Origin of the sequence: Kluyvera genomosp. 1, assembly GCF_001266615.1 — a bacterium.
GTDB lineage: Bacteria > Pseudomonadota > Gammaproteobacteria > Enterobacterales > Enterobacteriaceae > Kluyvera > Kluyvera cryocrescens_A.
Map to the genome: position 1 here is coordinate 81,673 of NZ_LGHZ01000022.1, position 19,477 is coordinate 101,149.

Consider the following 19,477-nt stretch of genomic DNA (forward strand, 5'->3'; position numbering starts at 1 on the left):
ATGATGAATATCTGGGCGTTGGGTGATGCGGTGGCCGATCTACTGCCTTTATCCGGGAATCAGTATGAAGTCTGCCCTGGCGGCGCGCCGCTGAACGTCGCCGTTGGCGCGGCGCGATTAGGCTGCCACAGCGGTTTTATTGGTCGGGTGGGTGACGATCCCTTCGGTCATCTTTTACAGCAGACATTAAACGACTATGGTGTCGATATTGACACCATAGAACGGGATAGCCAGCATCGCACCAGTACCGTCGTGGTTTCGCTGGGCAAAGAGGGTGAGCGGAACTTTACCTTTCTCGTGAGTCCCTCAGCCGATCAGTTTTTGTCCCAGCAGGCGTTACCGGCTTTTGGCGCGGACATGTTGCACTTCTGCTCCCTGGCGCTGGTGGCGCCCGTTTGCCGGGAGACTCTAACGGAGGCGATTGCGCGGCTTAAGCCGCAAAATGGCCTGCTGAGCTTCGATGTTAATCTGCGGGCGCAGATGTGGCCTGAGCCCCAAATCATGCTAGAAACGGTGCACCAGTTTGCTCTGCAAGCCGATATTCTGAAGCTCTCGGAAGAGGAGTGGTACTGGCTTACCCAGACGCAGGATTTCAGCCAGGCGGTGGCGGCGATTGCGACCTATCCTGCTCGGCTGAAAGTGATCACCTACGGTGCGCAGGGCGCGATGGTGCTCTGGCACGGTAAGGTGACTCATTTTAATGGTTATGCAGTTGAGAGTGTGGATACGACCGGGGCAGGTGATGCCTTTATGGCGGGGCTGCTGTCGGGAATTGCCGAACATGGCATGCCCGAAGATTTCGCGCAGCTGCATCGGGCGATGGCACAGGCAAGCGCTTGTGGCGCATTGGCGACCACGCAAAAAGGCGCGTTGACCGCGGTGCCGGATAACGCGACGGTGGCGCAGTTTATTGGCGCCCGCTCGCTACCGGAGTATGAAGTAAAATAATCCTCCCATGAAACGAAAAAGCCGGTAAACGCAGACGTTTACCGGCTTTTCATGAGATCAGTACTCCCACGTCTCTGGGTCAATCCCCAGCTCACGCATGATCAGTTTTGCTGCTTCTGGAATTTCATCGCTGCGTTCTTTACGCAGGTCTTCATCGTTAGGTAACGGTTGACCGGTAAAGGCATGCAGGAACGCTTCACACAGCAATTCGCTGTTCGTGGCGTGACGCAGGTTGTTGACCTGACGACGCGTGCGTTCATCGGTGAGGATCTTCAACACCTTCAGAGGAATGGAAACCGTAATTTTTTTTACTTGCTCACTCTTCTTACCGTGCTCAGCGTATGGGCTGATATATTCGCCGCTCCATTCAGCCATGAGATACCTTTAATCCTCTAGTCATTAGTTAACAGGCCGGTTCACGACCATGATCGCGCGCAGTTTACCGTACGGGCCCCGTTCTGGCACGAGTTTAGCCTTCGCAGATGTGCGCTAATGCATATAATTTTAACGGCTATTTGCCAATAGCTCAATCTATACGCAAAGAAGTTTAGAAGTCTAGATGTATTGACGGCTATGTAAAGTATGTTTACTCTGGAGTCTGACTTTTCACCGACCTTGCCAGGAACGAATCCTCATGACCCGTAAACAGGCCACCATCGCAGTGCGTAGCGGTTTAAATGACGACGAGCAGTACGGTTGTGTTGTCCCGCCTATCCATCTTTCCAGCACCTACAACTTCACCGGTTTTAATGAGCCGCGTGCGCATGACTACTCCCGTCGCGGTAACCCGACGCGCGATGTGGTTCAGCGGGCGCTGGCCGAGCTGGAAGGGGGCGCTGGCGCCGTGATGACCAATACGGGGATGTCGGCGATTCATCTGGTGACCACCGTTTTCCTGAAGCCGGGCGACCTGCTGGTTGCGCCGCATGACTGCTATGGCGGCAGCTATCGTCTGTTTGACAGCCTGGCTAAACGCGGCTGCTATCGCGTGCTGTTTGTCGATCAGGGTAACGATGCGGCGCTGAAAGCGGCGCTGGCAGAGAAACCGAAGTTGGTGCTGGTGGAAAGCCCAAGCAACCCACTGCTGCGCGTGGTTGATATTGCGAAAATCTGCCAGCTGGCCCGCGAAGCTGGCGCGGTGAGCGTGGTGGATAATACCTTCCTAAGCCCGGCGCTGCAAAACCCGTTGGCGTTAGGTGCCGATCTGGTGCTGCACTCCTGCACCAAATACCTGAACGGTCACTCTGACGTGGTGGCAGGCGTGGTGATTGCAAAAGATCCTGATACCGTCACAGAACTGGCATGGTGGGCGAATAATATCGGCGTCACCGGCAGCGCTTTCGACAGCTACCTGCTGCTGCGCGGCCTGCGTACGCTGTCTCCACGCATGGAAGTGGCGCAACGCAACGCTTATGCGATTGTCGACTTCCTGAAAACACAGCCGCTGGTGAAAAAGCTGTATCATCCTTCTCTGCCGGAAAACCAGGGTCACGAAATTGCCTCGCGTCAGCAGAAAGGTTTTGGTGCGATGCTGAGCTTTGAGCTCGACGGCGACGAGCAAACGCTGCGTCGTTTCCTGAGTGGACTGTCGCTGTTCACGCTGGCAGAGTCGCTGGGTGGCGTAGAGAGCCTGATCTCTCATGCGGCAACCATGACGCACGCGGGCATGGCGCCAGAAGCGCGTGCCGCTGCAGGTATTTCTGAGACGCTATTGCGTATCTCAACCGGTATTGAAGATAGTGAAGACTTAATTGCCGATCTGGAAAATGGATTCCGGATTGCAGCCGAGGGGTAAACATGAGTGTGATTGCGCAGGCAGGGGCGAAAGAGCGTCAGCTGCATAAATTTGGTGGGAGTAGTCTGGCGGATGTGAAGTGTTACCTGCGCGTTGCCGGGATTATGGCGGAGTACTCGCAGCCCGGCGATATGATGGTGGTTTCCGCCGCCGGGAGCACCACCAACCAGCTGATCAACTGGCTCAAACTCAGCCAGACCGATCGCCTCTCTGCGCATCAGGTTCAGCAGACGCTGCGCCGCTATCAGTCGGACCTGATTAGCGGCCTGCTGCCGGCAGAAATTGCTGACGGCATGATTGCCGATTTTATCCACGACCTCGAGCGCCTGGCAGGGCTTCTGGATGCCGGCGTTAATGATACTGTGTATGCGGAAGTGGTCGGTCACGGTGAGCTGTGGTCGGCGCGTCTGATGGCAGAAGTGCTGAAGCTACAGGGTCTTGATGCGGCATGGCTCGACGCGCGCGCCTTTTTACGCGCGGAGCGCAGTGCACAGCCACAGGTGGATGAAGGTTTGTCCTATCCTCTGCTGCAACAGCTGATGGCTCAACACCCGGGTAAACGCCTGGTAGTCACTGGGTTTATCAGCCGCAACAACGCGGGTGAAACCGTGCTGCTGGGGCGTAACGGCTCTGACTACTCGGCCACGCAAATCGGTGCACTGGCGGGCGTTTCCCGCGTCACCATCTGGAGCGACGTCGCCGGTGTCTACAGCGCCGACCCGCGTAAAGTGAAAGATGCCTGTCTGCTGCCGCTGCTGCGTCTGGATGAAGCCAGTGAGCTGGCGCGTCTGGCGGCACCGGTACTGCATACCCGTACGCTACAGCCGGTTTCCGGCAGCGATATCGACCTGCAATTACGCTGTAGTTACACCCCCGAACAGGGTTCAACGCGCATTGAACGCGTGCTGGCATCCGGTACGGGCGCACGCATTGTCACCAGCCACGATGACGTCTGTCTGATCGAGTTCCGCGTTCCGGGCAGCCAGGACTTTAAACTGGCACATAAAGAAATTGATCAACTGCTTAAGCGTGCGCAGATCCGCCCACTGGCTGTTGGTGTTCATACCGATCATCGACTTCTGCAGTTCTGCTATACCTCCGAAGTCGCCGACAGTGCGCTGCGAATTCTTGATGAAGCTGGCCTGCCGGGTGAACTGCGCTTGCGCCAGGGGCTGGCGCTGGTAGCGATGGTGGGGGCGGGTGTCACCCGTAACCCGCTGCACTGCCACCGTTTCTGGCAGCAGCTTAAGGGTCAGCCGGTTGAGTTTACCTGGCAGTCGGAAGAGGGCATTAGCCTGGTGGCCGTACTGCGTGCTGGCCCAACCGAAAGCCTGATTCAGGGGCTGCATCAGTCGCTGTTCCGCGCGGAAAAACGCATTGGTCTGGTGCTGTTTGGTAAAGGCAACATCGGCTCCCGCTGGCTGGAGCTGTTTGCTCGTGAGCAGGGTACGCTCTCGGCGCGTACCGGTTTTGAATTTGTGCTGGCGGGCGTGGTGGATAGCCGCCGCAGCCTGCTGAGCTACGAAGGGCTTGATGCCAGTCGTGCGCTGGCCTTCTTCGATGACGAGGCCGTTGAGCAGGATGAAGAATCATTATTCCTGTGGATGCGCGCTCACCCATACGATGATTTAGTGGTGCTGGATATTACCGCCAGTGAACAGCTGGCCGATCAGTATCTGGATTTCGCCAGCCATGGTTTCCATGTGATCAGCGCCAACAAACTGGCCGGAGCGAGCTCCAGCGACAAGTATCGCCAAATCCACGATGCCTTCGAAAAAACCGGCCGTCACTGGTTGTATAACGCCACCGTTGGTGCGGGTCTGCCGGTTAACCATACTGTGCGCGATTTGATCGACAGCGGCGATAGCATTCTGGCCATCAGCGGTATTTTCTCCGGGACACTCTCGTGGCTGTTTCTACAGTTTGATGGCACCGTGCCGTTTACCGATTTGGTCGATCAGGCGTGGCAGCAGGGGCTAACTGAGCCGGACCCGCGCGTTGACCTGTCTGGGAAAGACGTGATGCGTAAGCTGGTGATTCTGGCGCGCGAAGCGGGTTACGATATCGAGCCGGATCAGGTACGCGTTGAATCGCTGGTTCCCGCGCATTGTGAAGGTGGCTCTATCGACCATTTCTTTGAAAATGGTGATGAGCTCAACGAGCAAATGATCCAGCGTTTGGAAGCGGCGCAGGAAATGGGGCTGGTGCTACGCTATGTGGCGCGTTTTGACGCCAACGGCAAAGCGCGCGTTGGCGTAGAGGCGGTGCGTCAGGAACATCCGCTGGCGGCGCTGCTGCCGTGCGATAACGTGTTTGCTATCGAAAGCCGCTGGTATCGTGATAACCCACTGGTTATTCGCGGGCCGGGTGCCGGTCGCGACGTGACCGCCGGGGCCATTCAGTCGGATATCAACCGCCTGGCACAGCTGCTGTAACCTGCCTTTTCTTATCCGGCCTGCGCATCATGCGTCGGTCGGTTTACTGCTTCGCAAATACTTCTTTTGCCGCAAACAGCCCGTTCAATGCCGCTGGGAATCCAGCATAAACCGCCATCTGCATGATGACTTCGATAATCTCCTCTTGGGTTAATCCCACATGTAGCGCCGCGGCAATATGCACCTTCAGCTGCGGTGCGGCGTTGCCTAGCGCGGTGAGCGCGGCGACGGTAGCGATTTCCCGGCTGCGTAAGTCGAGACCCGGGCGTGCATAGATATCGCCAAAAGGAAACTCCAGCAGATAGCGGGCAAAGTCGGGAGCGATGTCTTTTAAGCTCTCGACGACCGCATCGCCGCCTTTGCCATCCACCTGTTGCAGCATTTTCTGACCGGTAATAAAGCGTTCTGAAGGCATGACTTATTCCTCATTGATGTGGGTATGGCGTGAGGATAGGGCGCGCAGAACGATTTGGATAATACCGATTCCGTGATACCTTTTTGGTATGACGAATTCCGCACTTCACTCTCTCGATATTCGCCTGCTGCGCTACTTTGCCGTGGTGGCGGAAGAGAACAATATGAGCCGCGCGGCGCAGCGACTGTTTATGTCGCAGCCTCCGCTCAGCCGCCACATTCGCCAGCTTGAAGAACGGCTGGGGCTGACGCTTTTTGTTCGCCATACCAAAGGATTGACCCTGACCGAGGAAGGACAGCGGGTGCTGGATATTGTCCGCCCGCTGCTGTCGCAGCAGGATAAAACCTACGCGGTACTCGCTAAGTTTGCGCAAAGCGGCGTGCCGTCGCTGCGTTTAGGGTTGACCACGGCCTTTGAGCAGGGCGTGTTTAGCGAGCTGGAAATATGTCTTGAAGCCCGATTTGAGGCATTAAGTATTGTGCGTCACGGTTCGCCGGAGCTGGTGCGTCAGGTTCGGCGCGGGAAGCTGGACGCCGCGCTGGTGGCGCTGCCGCTAGAGACGGAAGGGCTTTCCGTTATCCCACTCATTCTACAAGAACCGCTGATTGCCGCGTTGCCTTCTCGCTGGCCGGAGGCCGAGGCAAATTTGCTGACGTTGAGCGCGCTGAATTCGCGACCGCTGTTTTGGTTTAAGCGTGAGCGTAACCCCGCCTTTTTTGACTACACGCGGGGTATTTTCCGTCGTGCGGGCTATGCGCCAACCTGTATTGAAGAGCCGCTGGAACATGACATCCTGCTGGCGCGCATTGCCCGTGGTGATGGCTTAAGCCTGTTTCCGGCGTCGTTTGCCGCCATTCAGCGGCAGGGCGTGGTGTTTCGCCCGCTCAGCGACGGGGTGCTCAACGTGCGTTGTGGATTGGTAATGCTGGCGGAAAATGAGGCGCGGCTGCGCGGGCTGGCCGATCTACTTTAAGCTGATTCGCGGGTGACCAACTGTCCGGAAAGCGTGATGGACTGATTTTGCAGCGTCGGTTCTCTGAGCTTACGGATCATCAGCGTTGCCGCCTGGCGGCCGGTCTCTTCGCTCGCCGAGGAGACATAGCTAAACGCCGGCGAAGTGAGGTTGATGTGCAGCATATCCTCAAAGCCAATCAGTGCGACCTGTTGGGTCAGAAACACGTCCTTCCCCACGGTGCGGCCCACTTTATGAATCCCATCAATGCAGCCGATCATCGCGTCCGGAGAATGGCACAGCACGGCGGTGATGGCGTTATTGTTTTCCAGCAACTGACGGGTGGCGATACTGGCGGCGTGGGTATCATCGCCGCAGGCGGGGATAAATTCTTCCCGTGGCGTAATGCCGTAGCGGGTTAAGGTGTTGCGAAAACCCTCCAACCGCTGCTGACGAATCAGATTGTTATTTTGTCCGCCCAGATAGGCGATGTAACGATGTCCGCGTTCGATAAGATAGCGCGTGGCAAGGCTTGCTGCCTGTTGGTTATCGCGCAGCACCAGATTACAGGCTTCTTTGATCGGCGATTGTGACACCACGACCAACGGCAGCGGACACTGGCGAATTTGTGCGGGAAGCGTATCGCGGTTTACATCCGATGCCAGATAGATAACCCCAGCGACACCCTGCTGCTTAAACGATAGCAGGCAACGCTCAAGATGTTCATGCTCGTTAAGCGGTTGGCCGAGAAAGACCATAAAGCCCTGCGACTCTAGCTCCTGAACGATGCTGGCCATTACTTTGATGGAGAAGCTGTCGCTAAAGTCTCTTAAGATCAGGCCAATCAGATTGGAGGTGTTGGCGCGAAGGTTGGCGGCGGCAATGTTGTGAACATAGCCCAGCTCATTGATGGCAGCCTGCACTTTCTCGATCGTCGCATCGGAGATTTTACCTTTCTGGCGAAGCACCAGCGACACGGTCGAGACCGAGACGCCCGCCTTTTTGGCGACATCAATAATGCTGACTTTCTTCAAAATCGCTCCCTGAGCAGACCGCTAATCCACAGAAAACAAGGAGGCTCCCATCAGGAATGGGAACCTCCAACCGCTGACAATCTTATGATTATTTGCCAATCATCGTCGACATGGTTTGCGCGATAAATTGCGCTCGCGCGCCAAATATCACCTGAATGCCGTTATCGCCGACGAAAACTACCCCTCGTGCGCCGATATTGTTAAGACCATCCTTATCCACCGCCTTTTTATCTTCTACTTCAAGACGCAGTCGGGTGATGCAGGAGCCCACGGAGGCAATATTTTGCTCACCGCCCAGCAGGCCGATGATATCGGTAGCCAGCTCGGTGTCGCTCTTGTCGTTGGCGGTTACCGTGGTTTCCGTGCGGCCCGGCGTTTTCACGTCGAAACGGCGAATGACAAAGCGGAAGGTGAAGTAGTAAATCAGCCCCATCGGCACGCCAACGATAATGGCGTTGAGGAAGTTAGTCTGATAGCCGTTAAACGATGGCAGGATACCAAACGAGATGTAGTCGATAAGCCCGGCGGAGAACGACTTGGCGATATGCGCATGCAGCAGGTACATCACCATATAGGAGAGACCAGCCATGATGGCGTTAAAGACGTAGAGAATCGGCGCGACGAAGATGAAGGTGAACTCGACCGGCTCGGTGATCCCGGTCAGGAAGCAGGTCAGCGCGGCAGAGAACAGAATACCGGCAGCGATTTTCTTATTCTTGGTGTGCGCTTCGTGATACATCGCCAGACAGGCAGCCGGCAGTGCGAACAGCATCAGCGGGAATTCACCCTGCATGAACTTACCGGCGTCCTGGTAGGTGTCGCTGCTGAAGGATTTGACACCCTCTTCCAGCATTTTGAACCAAATAGTCTGGTCACCGTGAATCACCTGGCCTGCGTGGGTGGTGTAGTCACCAAACGAGTACCAGAAAGATGGATACCAGATGTGGTGCAGGCCCAGTGGGATCAGCGCACGTTCAACCAGCCCGAAGATGAAGGTCGACGCGGCCTGATTATCGCCGTTGATAATCACGGACAGCGCATCGATACCCGCCTGAATATGCTGCCAAATGTACGGCAGAATCAGCCCGAGTACGAATGACAACAGGGCGGTAGCGATAGCGACGAAACGCTTGCCGGAGAAGAAGCCGAGGAACTCCGGCAACTGCATTTTATGGAAGCGGTTATAGCACCAGGCGGCGAGGATACCGCAGATCAGGCCGCCAAAGACGCCCATCTGCAGGGTTGGAATACCGACAACCATCGCGTATTTCCCGCCTTGTCCCGCCATTTCAGGGGTAATACTGAGTACCGTACTGATGGTGATGTTGGTGACGAAGACCGAAACGGCCGCCGACAGCGCGGCGATGCCGGATTCAGACGCCAGGCCAACCGCAGAACCGATAGCGAACAGCATCGGCAGGTTATCAAAGATAATCCCGCCTGCGTTCATCATCAGCGGAAGATGGAATTTATCCCCAAATGCCAACAGCAGACCGGCCGCAGGCAGCAGCGAGATCGGCAGCATCAGCGCGCGACCAATCATCGACAGTTTAGAAAGCGATTTAATGACACTCGATATCAGACTCATACTGATTTCCCCCGAATAGCCGCCTCTTCGTGCGTGCTTTTCATAACCCTGTTTATAGTGAGTATAACGTTTTAGTAGAACGTTCTACTTATCGTGAAACAACCCATTAACGTCTGCAATAGAATTTTGGTCTCGGCGTCGGGTGTATGAGAAATATGCGATGTACATCCCAATTTTAATTGCGTATAAAAAGTGAGGTTGTTAGCAAAATGGCGTTCTGGGAGTTGACGGTAAATGGGGTAATGCGCGGGCAGATGAATTAATTTCACCTTCGCTGAGGATTACTCACTTTTTAAACCGATCTTTCTATTGACGCCTGTCTCCTTTTGCGGCATTTTTACATCCAGACGTCTAAACGGATAGATGTTCACAACACAACAATAATGACACGCGATTGATGAGGTAAGGTATGAGCTTTTTTCACGCCAACCAGCGGGAAGCGCTGAACCAGAGTCTGGCCGAAGTCGGGCAGATTAACGTTTCCTTTGAGTTTTTCCCGCCGCGCACCAGTGAAATGGAGCAAACGCTGTGGAACTCTATCGATCGCCTAAGCAGCCTGAAGCCGAAATTCGTTTCGGTAACCTACGGCGCAAACTCCGGTGAGCGCGACCGTACGCACAGCATTATTAAAGGCATTAAAGATCGTACCGGTCTGGAAGCCGTGCCACATCTGACCTGTATTGACGCTAGCCGCGATGAACTGCGCGCTATCGCCCAGGATTACTGGGACAACGGTATTCGCCATATTGTGGCCCTGCGCGGTGACCTGCCGCCGGGCAGCGGCAAGCCGGACATGTACGCTGCCGACCTGGTCACGCTGTTAAAAGACGTGGCTGACTTTGATATCTCCGTCGCGGCTTACCCGGAAGTGCATCCGGAAGCGAAAAGTGCGCAGGCCGATCTGCTTAACCTGAAGCGTAAAGTGGACGCCGGGGCTAACCGCGCGATCACTCAATTCTTCTTCGATGTGGAAAGCTATCTGCGATTTCGCGACCGCTGCGTAACCGCCGGTATCGACGTAGAAATTATCCCTGGCATTTTGCCAGTATCAAACTTTAAGCAGGCGAAGAAATTTGCCGACATGACCAACGTGCGCATTCCGTCCTGGATGTCGCAGATGTTCAACGGTCTGGATGATGATGCCGAAACCCGTAAGCTGGTGGGCGCGAACATCGCGATGGATATGGTGAAAATTCTCAGCCGTGAAGGGGTGAAGGACTTCCACTTCTACACTCTGAACCGTGCGGAAATGAGCTATGCCATCTGCCACACGCTGGGTGTGCGTCCGGCGTAACCTTCCAGCAGAAGGCAATAGACGCTTTCTCTGGTAAATCATATCAAGCAGCCCTCTTCGGGCTGTTCCAGATAAAAGCCCTGTTTAGACAGGGCTTTTGCGCAGTATAGTAACGGTCATCACATCACTGTTACGGAACGACCATGTCTACCGAAGGGAAAAGCAATCCGCTGGCGCTGGTTGGCCTGCTGCTGCTGACGCTCATCTGGAGCTACAGCTGGATTGCGATGAAACAGGTGACGCTTTACATTGGCGCCTTCGATTTCACTGCACTTCGCTGTATTTTTGGCGCATTTCTATTGTTTATCGTGCTACTTATTCGTGGTCGCGGTATGCGGTCAACGCCCTTCGGCTACACCCTGGCTATTGCGCTGCTGCAAACCTGCGGCATGATTGGCCTCGCCCAGTGGGCGTTGATGAGCGGTGGGGCGGGCAAGGTGGCTATCCTCACCTATACCATGCCGTTTTGGGTGGTCATTATGGCGGCGCTGTTTCTCAGCGAACGTATGCGGCGGCTGCAATATGGCGCGATAGGCGTGGCAGCTGCGGGGCTATGTTTGGTCATGCAGCCGTGGCAACTTGACCTCACATCGTTAAAAAGCGCACTGCTGGCGATCCTTTCCGGCATCAGTTGGGGGGCGAGCGCGATTGTTGCTAAACGTCTGTATCAGCGCCATCCCGGGTTGGATCTGCTGGCGCTCACCAGCTGGCAGATGCTGTATGCCGCGTTGGTGATGAGCGTCGTGGCATTACTGGTTCCGCAACGGCCGATAGATTGGCAGCCGGGCGTCTTCTGGGCGTTGGGCTATAGCGCCATTCTGGCGACGGCGTTGGCCTGGAGTCTGTGGCTATACGTCCTGCGCAATCTACCTGCCAGTATTGCTAGCCTGAGTACGTTGGCGGTTCCGGTGTTTGGCGTGCTGTTTTCCTGGTGGTTATTAGGTGAACAGCCCGACATCCTGGAAGGTTTTGGCATCGCATTGATTGTCTTTGCTCTGGCCATTGTCAGCCTGAAAAAACGGCCCTCCCAGCTGCACACTCACACTAAGCGTTGAGGTAATCCCTATTTTTTAAGTGGTTTATTATTAATTCTCCCTATCGATCACAGTCAATTACCCCTAAATATGTGAGGATAAGACTGACCTGCGTAGAAATTCCTCTCTGACAAGGAAAAAATAAGAGGAATTAACTATCAAATCCGTGGGTCATTTCAGCTATAACTTATCAGCATGGGTGTATATCTTAACGATAAATACTGTAAGGGAGCATAGTGATGAGCACGCCAGACGATAACCAGAACGCAGGTAAATGTCCTTTCCACCACGGTGGTGGGCACGATCAGAGCGCAGGCGCTGGCACCAGTAGCAAAGACTGGTGGCCGAAGCAGCTTCGCGTCGATCTTCTTAATCAGCATTCCAATCGGTCCAACCCGCTGGGCGAGGATTTCGATTACCGTAAAGAATTCAGCAAACTGGACTACTCCGCGTTAAAGGGTGATATTCGCGCGCTGTTAACCGATTCCCAATCCTGGTGGCCAGCCGACTGGGGCAGCTACGTAGGGCTGTTTATCCGCATGGCATGGCACGGTGCGGGTACCTACCGTTCAATGGACGGTCGTGGCGGCGCAGGTCGTGGCCAACAACGTTTTGCCCCGCTGAACTCCTGGCCGGACAACGTCAGCCTGGATAAGGCGCGACGTCTGCTGTGGCCAATCAAACAAAAATACGGCCAGAAAATTTCCTGGGCGGATCTGTATATCCTTGCCGGTAACGTGGCGCTGGAAAACTCCGGTTTCCGTACCTTTGGCTTCGGTGCGGGTCGTGAAGACGTGTGGGAACCGGATCTGGACGTTAACTGGGGTGATGAAAAAGCCTGGCTGGCGCACCGTGACCCAGAAGAGCTAGCGAAACGTCCGCTGGCAGCCACCGAAATGGGCCTCATCTACGTGAACCCGGAAGGGCCAAACGCCAGCGGTGAACCGCTGTCGGCAGCATCGGCAATTCGCGCCACCTTCGGTAACATGGGGATGGACGACGAAGAGACCGTGGCGCTGATCGCCGGTGGTCATACGCTGGGTAAAACTCACGGCGCGGCGGAAGCTACGCACGTGGGTGCTGACCCGGAAGCTGCACCTATTGAATCACAGGGTCTTGGCTGGGCAAACAGCTTCGGCAGCGGCGCAGGCGCAGACGCCATCACTTCTGGCCTGGAAGTGGTCTGGACACAGACGCCAACCCAGTGGAGCAACTACTTCTTCGAGAACCTGTTCAAATACGAATGGGTACAGACTCGCAGCCCAGCTGGCGCAATCCAGTTTGAAGCGGTGGATGCACCGGATCTGATCCCTGACCCGTTTGATCCGTCGAAAAAACGTAAGCCAACCATGTTGGTTACCGACCTGACGCTGCGTTTTGACCCGGACTTCGAGAAAATTTCTCGCCGCTTCCTCAACGATCCGCAGGCCTTTAACGAAGCCTTTGCCCGCGCGTGGTTCAAATTGACCCACCGTGATATGGGGCCAAAAGCGCGTTACATCGGCCCGGAAGTGCCAAAAGAAGATCTGATTTGGCAGGATCCGCTGCCGCATCCGTTCTTCCAGCCATCCGCTGATGATATCGAAAGCCTGAAGGCTGAGATCGCGGCGTCTGGCCTGACCGTGAGTGAGCTGGTTTCCGTTGCCTGGGCTTCGGCTTCCACCTTCCGTGGCGGTGACAAACGCGGCGGCGCTAACGGCGCACGTCTGGCGCTGGCTCCACAGAGAGGCTGGGACGTCAACGCTACGGCGGCACGCGTTCTGCCTGTGCTGGAAGGTATCTATAAGTCGGCGCACAAAGCGTCGCTGGCCGATATCATCGTGCTGGCCGGCGTTGTCGGCGTAGAGAAGGCGGCGCAAGCGGCTGGCGTGAACATCAAGGTGCCATTTGCTCCGGGCCGCGTCGATGCACGTCAGGATCAGACGGACATCGAGATGTTTGAGCTGCTCAAACCGATTGCCGATGGGTTCCGTAACTATCGCGCAGCACCAGGCGAAGCAACCACTGAGTCTCTGCTGATTGATAAAGCACAGCTGCTGACGCTGACTGCCCCGGAAATGACGGTGCTGGTAGGCGGCCTGCGCGTGCTGGGCGCGAACTTTGATGAAAGCCAGCACGGTGTTCTGACCGACAACGTGGGCGTACTCAGCACTGACTTCTTTGCCAACCTGCTGGATATGCGCACCGAGTGGAAAGCGACCGATGCTTCTTCTGAACTGTTCGAAGGCCGCGATCGCGCCAGCGGTGAAGTGAAATACACGGCTACCCGCGCTGATCTGGTCTTTGGCTCTAACGCCGTACTGCGCGCATTGGCGGAAGTTTATGCTTCCAGCGATGCGAAAGAGAAGTTTGTGAAAGACTTCGTCGCGGCTTGGGTGAAAGTGATGAACCTGGATCGTTTTGACCTGCTGTAAGGGCTCAACGGTATAAAAAAATCCCCGCGTAAGCGGGGATTTTCGTTTGTGGCATTCGACGAGGGGAAATTACTCCCACTCGTGCAAGAAGCGCTGTCCGTATTGGTCGGCAACCAATAGCGCCGCGTAAACGCGGTCAGGATCGGCACCGCCTGGCATGTTGTGAATGGTCTCGCCTTCCGCGCAGGCGGCTTCTGCCACCAGGCGCATTTTCGCCGGAATATCTTCTTTAATATCCAGCTGTGCCAGAGTAATTGGCAGGCCAACGCTGTGGCACAGTGCGGCAACGGTCTCAATCTCTTCCACCGACGCATTTTCCAGCACCAGCTGAGTGAGCGTGCCAAACGCCACTTTTTCACCGTGGTAGTAGTGGTGCGCATCCGGAATCGCCGTCATGCCATTGTGGATCGCATGCGCTGCTGCCAGGCCGCCGCTTTCAAAACCGACGCCGCTGAGATAGGTGTTGGCTTCAATGACGCGCTCCAGCGCCGGGGTGACCACGTGCTGCTCGGCGGCGAGCATCGCTTTTTCACCTTCCTCGATCAGCGTGTTGTAGCACAGCTCGGCGAGTGCCAGTGCGGCCTGAGTGCATTGGCCGCCGGCCATGGTAGTCGCACCGCTGCGAGCGCAGGCGCGCGCTTCAAACCAGGTGGCCAGTGCATCGCCAATCCCGGCTGCCAGCAGACGCGCTGGGGCTCCGGCGACGATTTTGCTGTCGACGATAACCATGTTTGGGTTATGCGGCAGCATCAGGTAGCGGTCAAATTCACCGTCGTCGGTGTAGAGCACAGAGAGCGCGCTACACGGGGCATCGGTGGACGCGATGGTCGGCACAATGGCGACCGGCAGATTCATAAAGTGGGCCAGCGCTTTGGCGGTATCCAGCGTTTTACCGCCGCCAATACCGAGAATCGCGTTGCATTTTGCGCTGCTCGCCACATCTTGCAGGCGATTGATTTCGTTTTGCGAACACTCGCCGCCAAACGGGGCGATTTCGACCGACAGGCCTGCGCCGGTCAGGCTCTTACGCAGCGTCTCTTCAGCAAATCCCAGCACAAACTTGTCGCCGACGACCAGCCAGCTGTTAGCCATTGGCGTGAGGTATTCACCAAGACGCATGATGACGTCGGCGCCCTGAATATACTTACCTGGTGATTGAATAATGCGATCCATACATTTCTCCCCTACAGGTTTAGATTTCCAAATGCGTTTTTCCAGTCTTGCTCGAACTTCTCTATAGCTGACTCTACCGCGGGTGTGCCGAGCATTTGTTGCGCTACATCTAAAGGAAGGGTGATGGCTTCACATCCTGTTAATAAACAGTCCAGCGCCTGGCGAGGTGTTTTAAAGCTGGCGGCCAGTACTTTACTGTCAGGTGCGTGCAGCTCCAGCAGCGTTTGCAGCTCCTGTACCATGCGGATACCGTCACCGCCCTGGGCGTCTACGCGATTGACGTAAGGGGCCACGTACTTCGCGCCGGCCAGCGCCGCGAGCAGGCCCTGTGAGGCGCTATAGACGGCGGTGCCCAGAGTCGTAATACCTTCTCTTTTGAGCTGTTTGATCGCCGCCAGTCCTTCCGTTGTCACCGGGACTTTGACCACAATGCCGGGAATTGCCTCGTGGAGTTTACGCGCGTCGGTCACCATGCCGTCGGCATCGCGGCTCATGGTTTGGGCGAACAGCGTACCGTGTTCACCAATGGCGTGTTTCAGGCGCGGCAGCACGTCCCAGATAGACTCTCGGCTGGCAGCCACAATGCTCGGGTTGGTGGTTACGCCAGCAATCGGGAAAATTCGGGCCAGGCGTTCAACTTCCTGCACATTGGCGGTATCCAGATACAGTTCCATGCTATTTCCTCTTAAAGTTCCAGTTCATGTTGCAGCAGGCTGGCAATGGCGTCGGCAGAGGCGGCGTTAACCAGAGAGCTGCGGAATTCGGCATGCATGATGCGGCGCGCCAGGCGCGAGAAAATGCGCATGTGCTGGTCGCCGGCGGCATGTTTGTTGAGCGTCAGCATAATAATGAACTGCGCTTCTTCATCACCCCAGGCGATGGGTGCGGGCAGCCGGGCGACGCTGATGGTCGATTGTTCGATATGTTCGGACTTGCTGTGTGGAATCGCAAAGCTAAAGCCGAGGCCGGTAGAGAACACTGCTTCACGCGCCCATAAATCGGCTTCCAGTTTACGCGGGTAGCGGCAGCGCCTGGCGAGCAGCAAGTTATCGGTCATGCCCTTGAGCACTTCTTCTTTACTGCGCCAATCGTTATCCAGCGAGATACAGCGTGGCGTAATCAGCGGGGCATCCTGCTGACTCATGCGGAATTGGGCCAGCAGGTGCTCCACTTCAAGTGACGTGCGGCAGGCCATGGCCTGATTGAGCAGCTGGCGGCAGGCACGGCTATCAAGCTGCGCCAGACGCGCTTTGGTCGCCGGAATTGATGGCGCGCTCATGCTGATTTCATCCAGCCCGAGGCCAACCAGCAGCGGCAGTACTGAGCCTTTTGCCCCCAGCTCGCCGCACAGGCCAATCCATTTCCCCTGACGATGCACCGCCTGTACAGCGAAGTCGAGTGCGCGCAGAAAGGCCGGGTTCAGGCTGTTGTAATGGCGGGTCACTTTGGCGTTGTCGCGATCCACTGCCAGCAGATATTGCGTCAGGTCATTGCTGCCGATGCTAAAGAAATCAATCTCTTCACAGCATTGGTCGATGATAAACATCACCGACGGCACTTCCAGCATGATGCCCAGCGGAATACGTTCATCAAACGGCACGTGTTCGTTACGGAGCTGTTGTTTGGCTTCGGCAACTTTTTCTTTGACCCATAGGATCTCTTCCATCGAGGAGATCATCGGAATCATGATTTTCAGGCTGCCGTGCGCCGATGCGCGCAGAATCGCTCGCAGCTGGGTAGTGAAAAGCTGTGAGTACTCTTCATAAATACGTACCGCGCGATAGCCGAGGAACGGGTTGTTTTCCGCCGGGATGTTGAGATAGTCCACCGGCTTATCGCCGCCAATATCCATGGTGCGAATGATAATGCTGCGCCCGTCAGCCGACTCCAGCGCCTGACAGAATATGTTGTACAGCTCGCTTTCGCTCGGCTCGCTGGTGCGGTCCATATAGAGCATTTCAGTACGGAACAGGCCAACCGCCTCCGCACCGTTGCCAAACGCCGCCTGTGCTTCCACCGAGTGCGCGATATTGGCGGCAACCTCCAGACGAATGCCATCGGCGCTACGCGCCTCTTTGTGAAGCCATTCGCTTTGCTGTTCGCGAACGGCTGCCTGTACACGGGCCTCCTGCTGGTAATAGCGGGTGATGGCTTCATCTGGGGCGACAACCACCGCACCGGCGTTGCCGTCAAGATAGACGGTTTGATTCTGCCACGGCATTAGCGCGGAAATATCGACGCCAACAAGCGTTGGGATATTAAAGGAGCGCGCGAGGATCACCGTGTGCGAGGTTGTGCCGCCGCTTTCCAGCAGCAGACCTTTGAGCAGCGTTTTATCCAGCTCGAGAAACTGGCTTGGGGTTAATTCTTCGGCAACGCAGATAGACGGCTGAGTAAGCTGCCCTGGTGCCGGGAAGCGCTGTTCGCCATAGATATGCTGCAGCAGCTGGAAGCCCACATCGCGCATATCGAGCGCGCGTTCTTGCAAATAGCTGCTGCTCGAACGGGCAAATTCATCGCAAAAGTGGCGAGTGCTTTCGATGATCGCTTCCGCACAGCTCAAACCGCCGTTAACGCCTGCCAGCAGATGCTGGCGTAGCGAAGTGTCGGTGGCCAGTGAACGGTGAGCTTCGAGAATCGCGCTGGCGGTGCTGTCATTTTCCAGCAGACGCAGCTCCAGGGTTTTGACTAACAGGGTTAAACCGCTATCGAGTGCAGACTGCTCTTGCTCTGGGCTTTTTGCTGGTGGCAGTTCGCCGAGGTTATTAAGATCCAGCGCGGCAAGGGGGGTGAGCACGCCGCCTGCGCTGCCGTTGCAGACCGGCTGGGCGCGGAACAGCGTGGGATTCAAACGGGTTAACGATTCAGGTGGCGCTTCTTGTTCCACGCTGACCGCCTGAGCCAGTGGAGCATCGCACAGCGGAAACTCCTCTTTTAGCCATGCGGTGAGGCGCTCATGGGCGGCTTGCTCATCATTACCGCTAATCAGTAGTTGGCAGCTATCGCCCGCCAGCGTATCGGTACCGATAATCGCCAATGCGCTCTTAGCGTTGCCCTTGCGGTCCGCCCGTAGGTTATGCCATTCAATATCGCAGCTAAACGTGTTGCACAGCGTTTCGACATGGCTGGCAGGACGGGCGTGCACGCCATTCGGTAATTCGCAGACAAATTCAACAACCAACGTCATAACCCTATCTCCCAAATCATTCGATATGGGTAACAGAATAGGGGGCTTGTTATCGGCGCGGCTATCTGACATTTATGTCAAAAACTGGACAAATGTATTGCCTATTGGAAAATGAGACCAACCTCACAGGTTGTCTGTCTGGCTTATAAAGACGGAGATAACGCCAACTTTAGAGGTCGCTCGCATTTTTCTGCTGACATTACAAAAATCCAGTAAATGCACTTTTTATCCACTGTCTGTCCCGCTGCCAATTGCCTATTGTTGCCACAACACCTTAATAGACATGGGCAAATAAAGCCCGGGAGCGACTGATGAAAGAATTAGTACAAATACTCAGAAATACCCGTCAGCATTTGATGACGGGCGTGTCGCACATGATCCCGTTTGTCGTAGCGGGCGGTATCTTACTGGCGGTCTCCGTCATGCTGTACGGCAAGGGTGCTGTCCCGGATGTTGCCACCGATCCTAACCTGAAAAAACTGTTTGATATTGGCGTCGCGGGCCTGACGCTGATGGTGCCATTCCTCGCCGCCTACATTGGCTACTCCATCGCCGAGCGCTCCGCTCTGGCACCCTGCGCGATTGGTGCCTGGGTCGGCAACAGCTTTGGCGCCGGTTTCTTCGGCGCACTGATTGCCGGGATTATCGGCGGTATCGTTGTTTACTACCTGAAGAAAATTCCGGTGCATAAAGTCCTGCGCTCGGTGATGCCTATTTTCGTTATCCCCATTATCGGTACGCTGATTACGGCTGGCATCATGATGTGGGGCCTGGGTGAGCCGGTTGGCATGCTGACCAACAGCCTGACACACTGGCTGCAAGGGATGCAGCAAGGCAGCATCGTGGTGCTGGCGGTGATTATGGGGCTGATGCTGGCGTTCGATATGGGCGGCCCGGTGAATAAAGTGGCCTACGCCTTCATGCTGATCTGTGTTTCTCAGGGTGTCTACACCGTAGTCGCTATCGCTGCTGTTGGTATCTGTGTCCCTCCGCTGGGGCTGGGGTTAGCGACACTTATCAACCGTAAAAACTTTAACAATGAAGAACGCGAAGCCGGCAAAGCGGCGCTGGTGATGGGCTGCGTCGGCGTGACTGAAGGGGCCATTCCCTTTGCTGCCGCTGACCCGCTGCGCGTGATTCCATCCATCATGCTGGGCTCCGTGTGCGGTACGGTCACCGCCGCGTTAATGGGGGCGCAGTGCTACGCC

Annotated in this window: 15 protein-coding genes; 8 read left to right on the forward strand and 7 right to left on the reverse strand. The window is 55.9% G+C overall.

The annotated features are described in order from the left end of the window. Positions 1–3: 3 nt before the first annotated feature. Positions 4–948: an aminoimidazole riboside kinase gene (locus KP80_RS13800; RefSeq protein WP_052284244.1), complete on the forward strand. Its 945-nt coding sequence runs from the start codon at positions 4–6 to the stop codon at positions 946–948. Positions 949–1,005: 57 nt separating this feature from the next. Here the strand turns inward: KP80_RS13800 and metJ are convergent, their stop codons facing one another. Beyond that, on the reverse strand, positions 1,006–1,323 hold the full coding sequence (metJ, locus tag KP80_RS13805) for a met regulon transcriptional regulator MetJ (RefSeq protein ID WP_052284227.1): 318 nt from the start codon (positions 1,321–1,323) through the stop codon (positions 1,006–1,008). A 259-nt stretch (positions 1,324–1,582) separates the two neighbouring features. Here metJ and metB point away from each other — a divergent pair, with 259 nt between their 5' ends. Further along, positions 1,583–2,743: a cystathionine gamma-synthase gene (metB, locus tag KP80_RS13810; protein ID WP_052284228.1), complete on the forward strand. Its 1,161-nt coding sequence runs from the start codon at positions 1,583–1,585 to the stop codon at positions 2,741–2,743. Positions 2,744–2,745: 2 nt separating this feature from the next. Continuing rightward, positions 2,746–5,178: a bifunctional aspartate kinase/homoserine dehydrogenase II gene (locus tag KP80_RS13815; RefSeq protein WP_052284229.1), complete on the forward strand. Its 2,433-nt coding sequence runs from the start codon at positions 2,746–2,748 to the stop codon at positions 5,176–5,178. A 43-nt stretch (positions 5,179–5,221) separates the two neighbouring features. Here the strand turns inward: KP80_RS13815 and KP80_RS13820 are convergent, their stop codons facing one another. Continuing rightward, positions 5,222–5,593 carry a carboxymuconolactone decarboxylase family protein gene (locus KP80_RS13820; protein ID WP_052284230.1) on the reverse strand — a complete coding sequence of 124 codons (372 nt, stop codon included), beginning with the start codon at positions 5,591–5,593 and terminating at the stop codon, positions 5,222–5,224. Between the two features lie 88 nt (positions 5,594–5,681). On the opposite strand from KP80_RS13820, the gene KP80_RS13825 reads away from it, so the two are divergent. Then, complete coding sequence (locus KP80_RS13825) at positions 5,682–6,566, forward strand: LysR family transcriptional regulator (protein ID WP_052284231.1); 885 nt, start codon at positions 5,682–5,684, stop codon at positions 6,564–6,566. Here KP80_RS13825 and malI read toward each other — a convergent pair. Beyond that, positions 6,563–7,579 (reverse strand): Mal regulon transcriptional regulator MalI, encoded by a 1,017-nt coding sequence (gene malI / locus KP80_RS13830; protein ID WP_052284232.1) that lies wholly within the window; start codon positions 7,577–7,579, stop codon positions 6,563–6,565. The two genes, KP80_RS13825 and malI, sit on opposite strands and share 4 nt — an antisense overlap. 88 nt (positions 7,580–7,667) lie before the next feature. After that, complete coding sequence (locus KP80_RS13835; protein WP_052284233.1) at positions 7,668–9,167, reverse strand: PTS transporter subunit EIIC; 1,500 nt, start codon at positions 9,165–9,167, stop codon at positions 7,668–7,670. 409 nt (positions 9,168–9,576) lie between these two features. Here KP80_RS13835 and metF point away from each other — a divergent pair, with 409 nt between their 5' ends. From metF to katG, 3 genes are all read left to right on the forward strand, one after another. Beyond that, entirely contained in the window at positions 9,577–10,461 is an 885-nt protein-coding gene (metF, locus tag KP80_RS13840) for a methylenetetrahydrofolate reductase (RefSeq protein ID WP_052284234.1), read from the forward strand. Positions 10,462–10,604: 143 nt separating this feature from the next. Continuing rightward, positions 10,605–11,516 carry a DMT family transporter gene (locus tag KP80_RS13845; RefSeq protein ID WP_052284235.1) on the forward strand — a complete coding sequence of 304 codons (912 nt, stop codon included), beginning with the start codon at positions 10,605–10,607 and terminating at the stop codon, positions 11,514–11,516. 218 nt (positions 11,517–11,734) lie between these two features. Continuing rightward, entirely contained in the window at positions 11,735–13,909 is a 2,175-nt protein-coding gene (gene katG / locus KP80_RS13850; protein WP_052284236.1) for a catalase/peroxidase HPI, read from the forward strand. A gap of 69 nt (positions 13,910–13,978) precedes the next feature. Here katG and gldA read toward each other — a convergent pair whose 3' ends face one another. The 3 genes from gldA to ptsP are packed head-to-tail and all read right to left on the reverse strand — an operon-like array spanning position 13,979 to position 18,269. Beyond that, a complete protein-coding gene (gene gldA / locus KP80_RS13855) occupies positions 13,979–15,082 on the reverse strand; it encodes a bifunctional L-1,2-propanediol dehydrogenase/glycerol dehydrogenase (RefSeq protein WP_052284237.1) in 1,104 nt (367 codons plus the stop codon). 11 nt (positions 15,083–15,093) lie between these two features. After that, positions 15,094–15,756, reverse strand: a complete 663-nt coding sequence (gene fsa, locus KP80_RS13860; RefSeq protein ID WP_052284238.1) for a fructose-6-phosphate aldolase — start codon at positions 15,754–15,756, stop codon at positions 15,094–15,096. 11 nt (positions 15,757–15,767) lie between these two features. Next, entirely contained in the window at positions 15,768–18,269 is a 2,502-nt protein-coding gene (gene ptsP / locus KP80_RS13865) for a phosphoenolpyruvate--protein phosphotransferase (protein WP_052284239.1), read from the reverse strand. A gap of 311 nt (positions 18,270–18,580) precedes the next feature. Between ptsP and KP80_RS13870 the strand changes: the two genes are divergently transcribed. After that, on the forward strand, positions 18,581–19,477 hold an 897-nt coding region (locus KP80_RS13870; RefSeq protein ID WP_052284240.1), incomplete at its 3' end, for a PTS fructose transporter subunit EIIC.

Excerpts from the sequence above, each read along its gene's own strand:
- KP80_RS13815 (WP_052284229.1), top strand. The coding sequence starts at position 2,746 with ATGAGTGTGATTGCGCAGGCAGGGGCGAAAGAGCGTCAGCTGCATAAA.
- KP80_RS13845 (WP_052284235.1), top strand. The coding sequence starts at position 10,605 with ATGTCTACCGAAGGGAAAAGCAATCCGCTGGCGCTGGTTGGCCTGCTG.
- KP80_RS13835 (WP_052284233.1), bottom strand. The coding sequence starts at position 9,167 with ATGAGTCTGATATCGAGTGTCATTAAATCGCTTTCTAAACTGTCGATG.
- KP80_RS13820 (WP_052284230.1), bottom strand. The coding sequence starts at position 5,593 with ATGCCTTCAGAACGCTTTATTACCGGTCAGAAAATGCTGCAACAGGTG.
- katG (WP_052284236.1), top strand. The coding sequence starts at position 11,735 with ATGAGCACGCCAGACGATAACCAGAACGCAGGTAAATGTCCTTTCCAC.
- gldA (WP_052284237.1), bottom strand. The coding sequence starts at position 15,082 with ATGGATCGCATTATTCAATCACCAGGTAAGTATATTCAGGGCGCCGAC.
- fsa (WP_052284238.1), bottom strand. The coding sequence starts at position 15,756 with ATGGAACTGTATCTGGATACCGCCAATGTGCAGGAAGTTGAACGCCTG.
- metF (WP_052284234.1), top strand. The coding sequence starts at position 9,577 with ATGAGCTTTTTTCACGCCAACCAGCGGGAAGCGCTGAACCAGAGTCTG.
- metB (WP_052284228.1), top strand. The coding sequence starts at position 1,583 with ATGACCCGTAAACAGGCCACCATCGCAGTGCGTAGCGGTTTAAATGAC.
- KP80_RS13800 (WP_052284244.1), top strand. The coding sequence starts at position 4 with ATGAATATCTGGGCGTTGGGTGATGCGGTGGCCGATCTACTGCCTTTA.
- ptsP (WP_052284239.1), bottom strand. The coding sequence starts at position 18,269 with ATGACGTTGGTTGTTGAATTTGTCTGCGAATTACCGAATGGCGTGCAC.
- metJ (WP_052284227.1), bottom strand. The coding sequence starts at position 1,323 with ATGGCTGAATGGAGCGGCGAATATATCAGCCCATACGCTGAGCACGGT.
- KP80_RS13825 (WP_052284231.1), top strand. The coding sequence starts at position 5,682 with ATGACGAATTCCGCACTTCACTCTCTCGATATTCGCCTGCTGCGCTAC.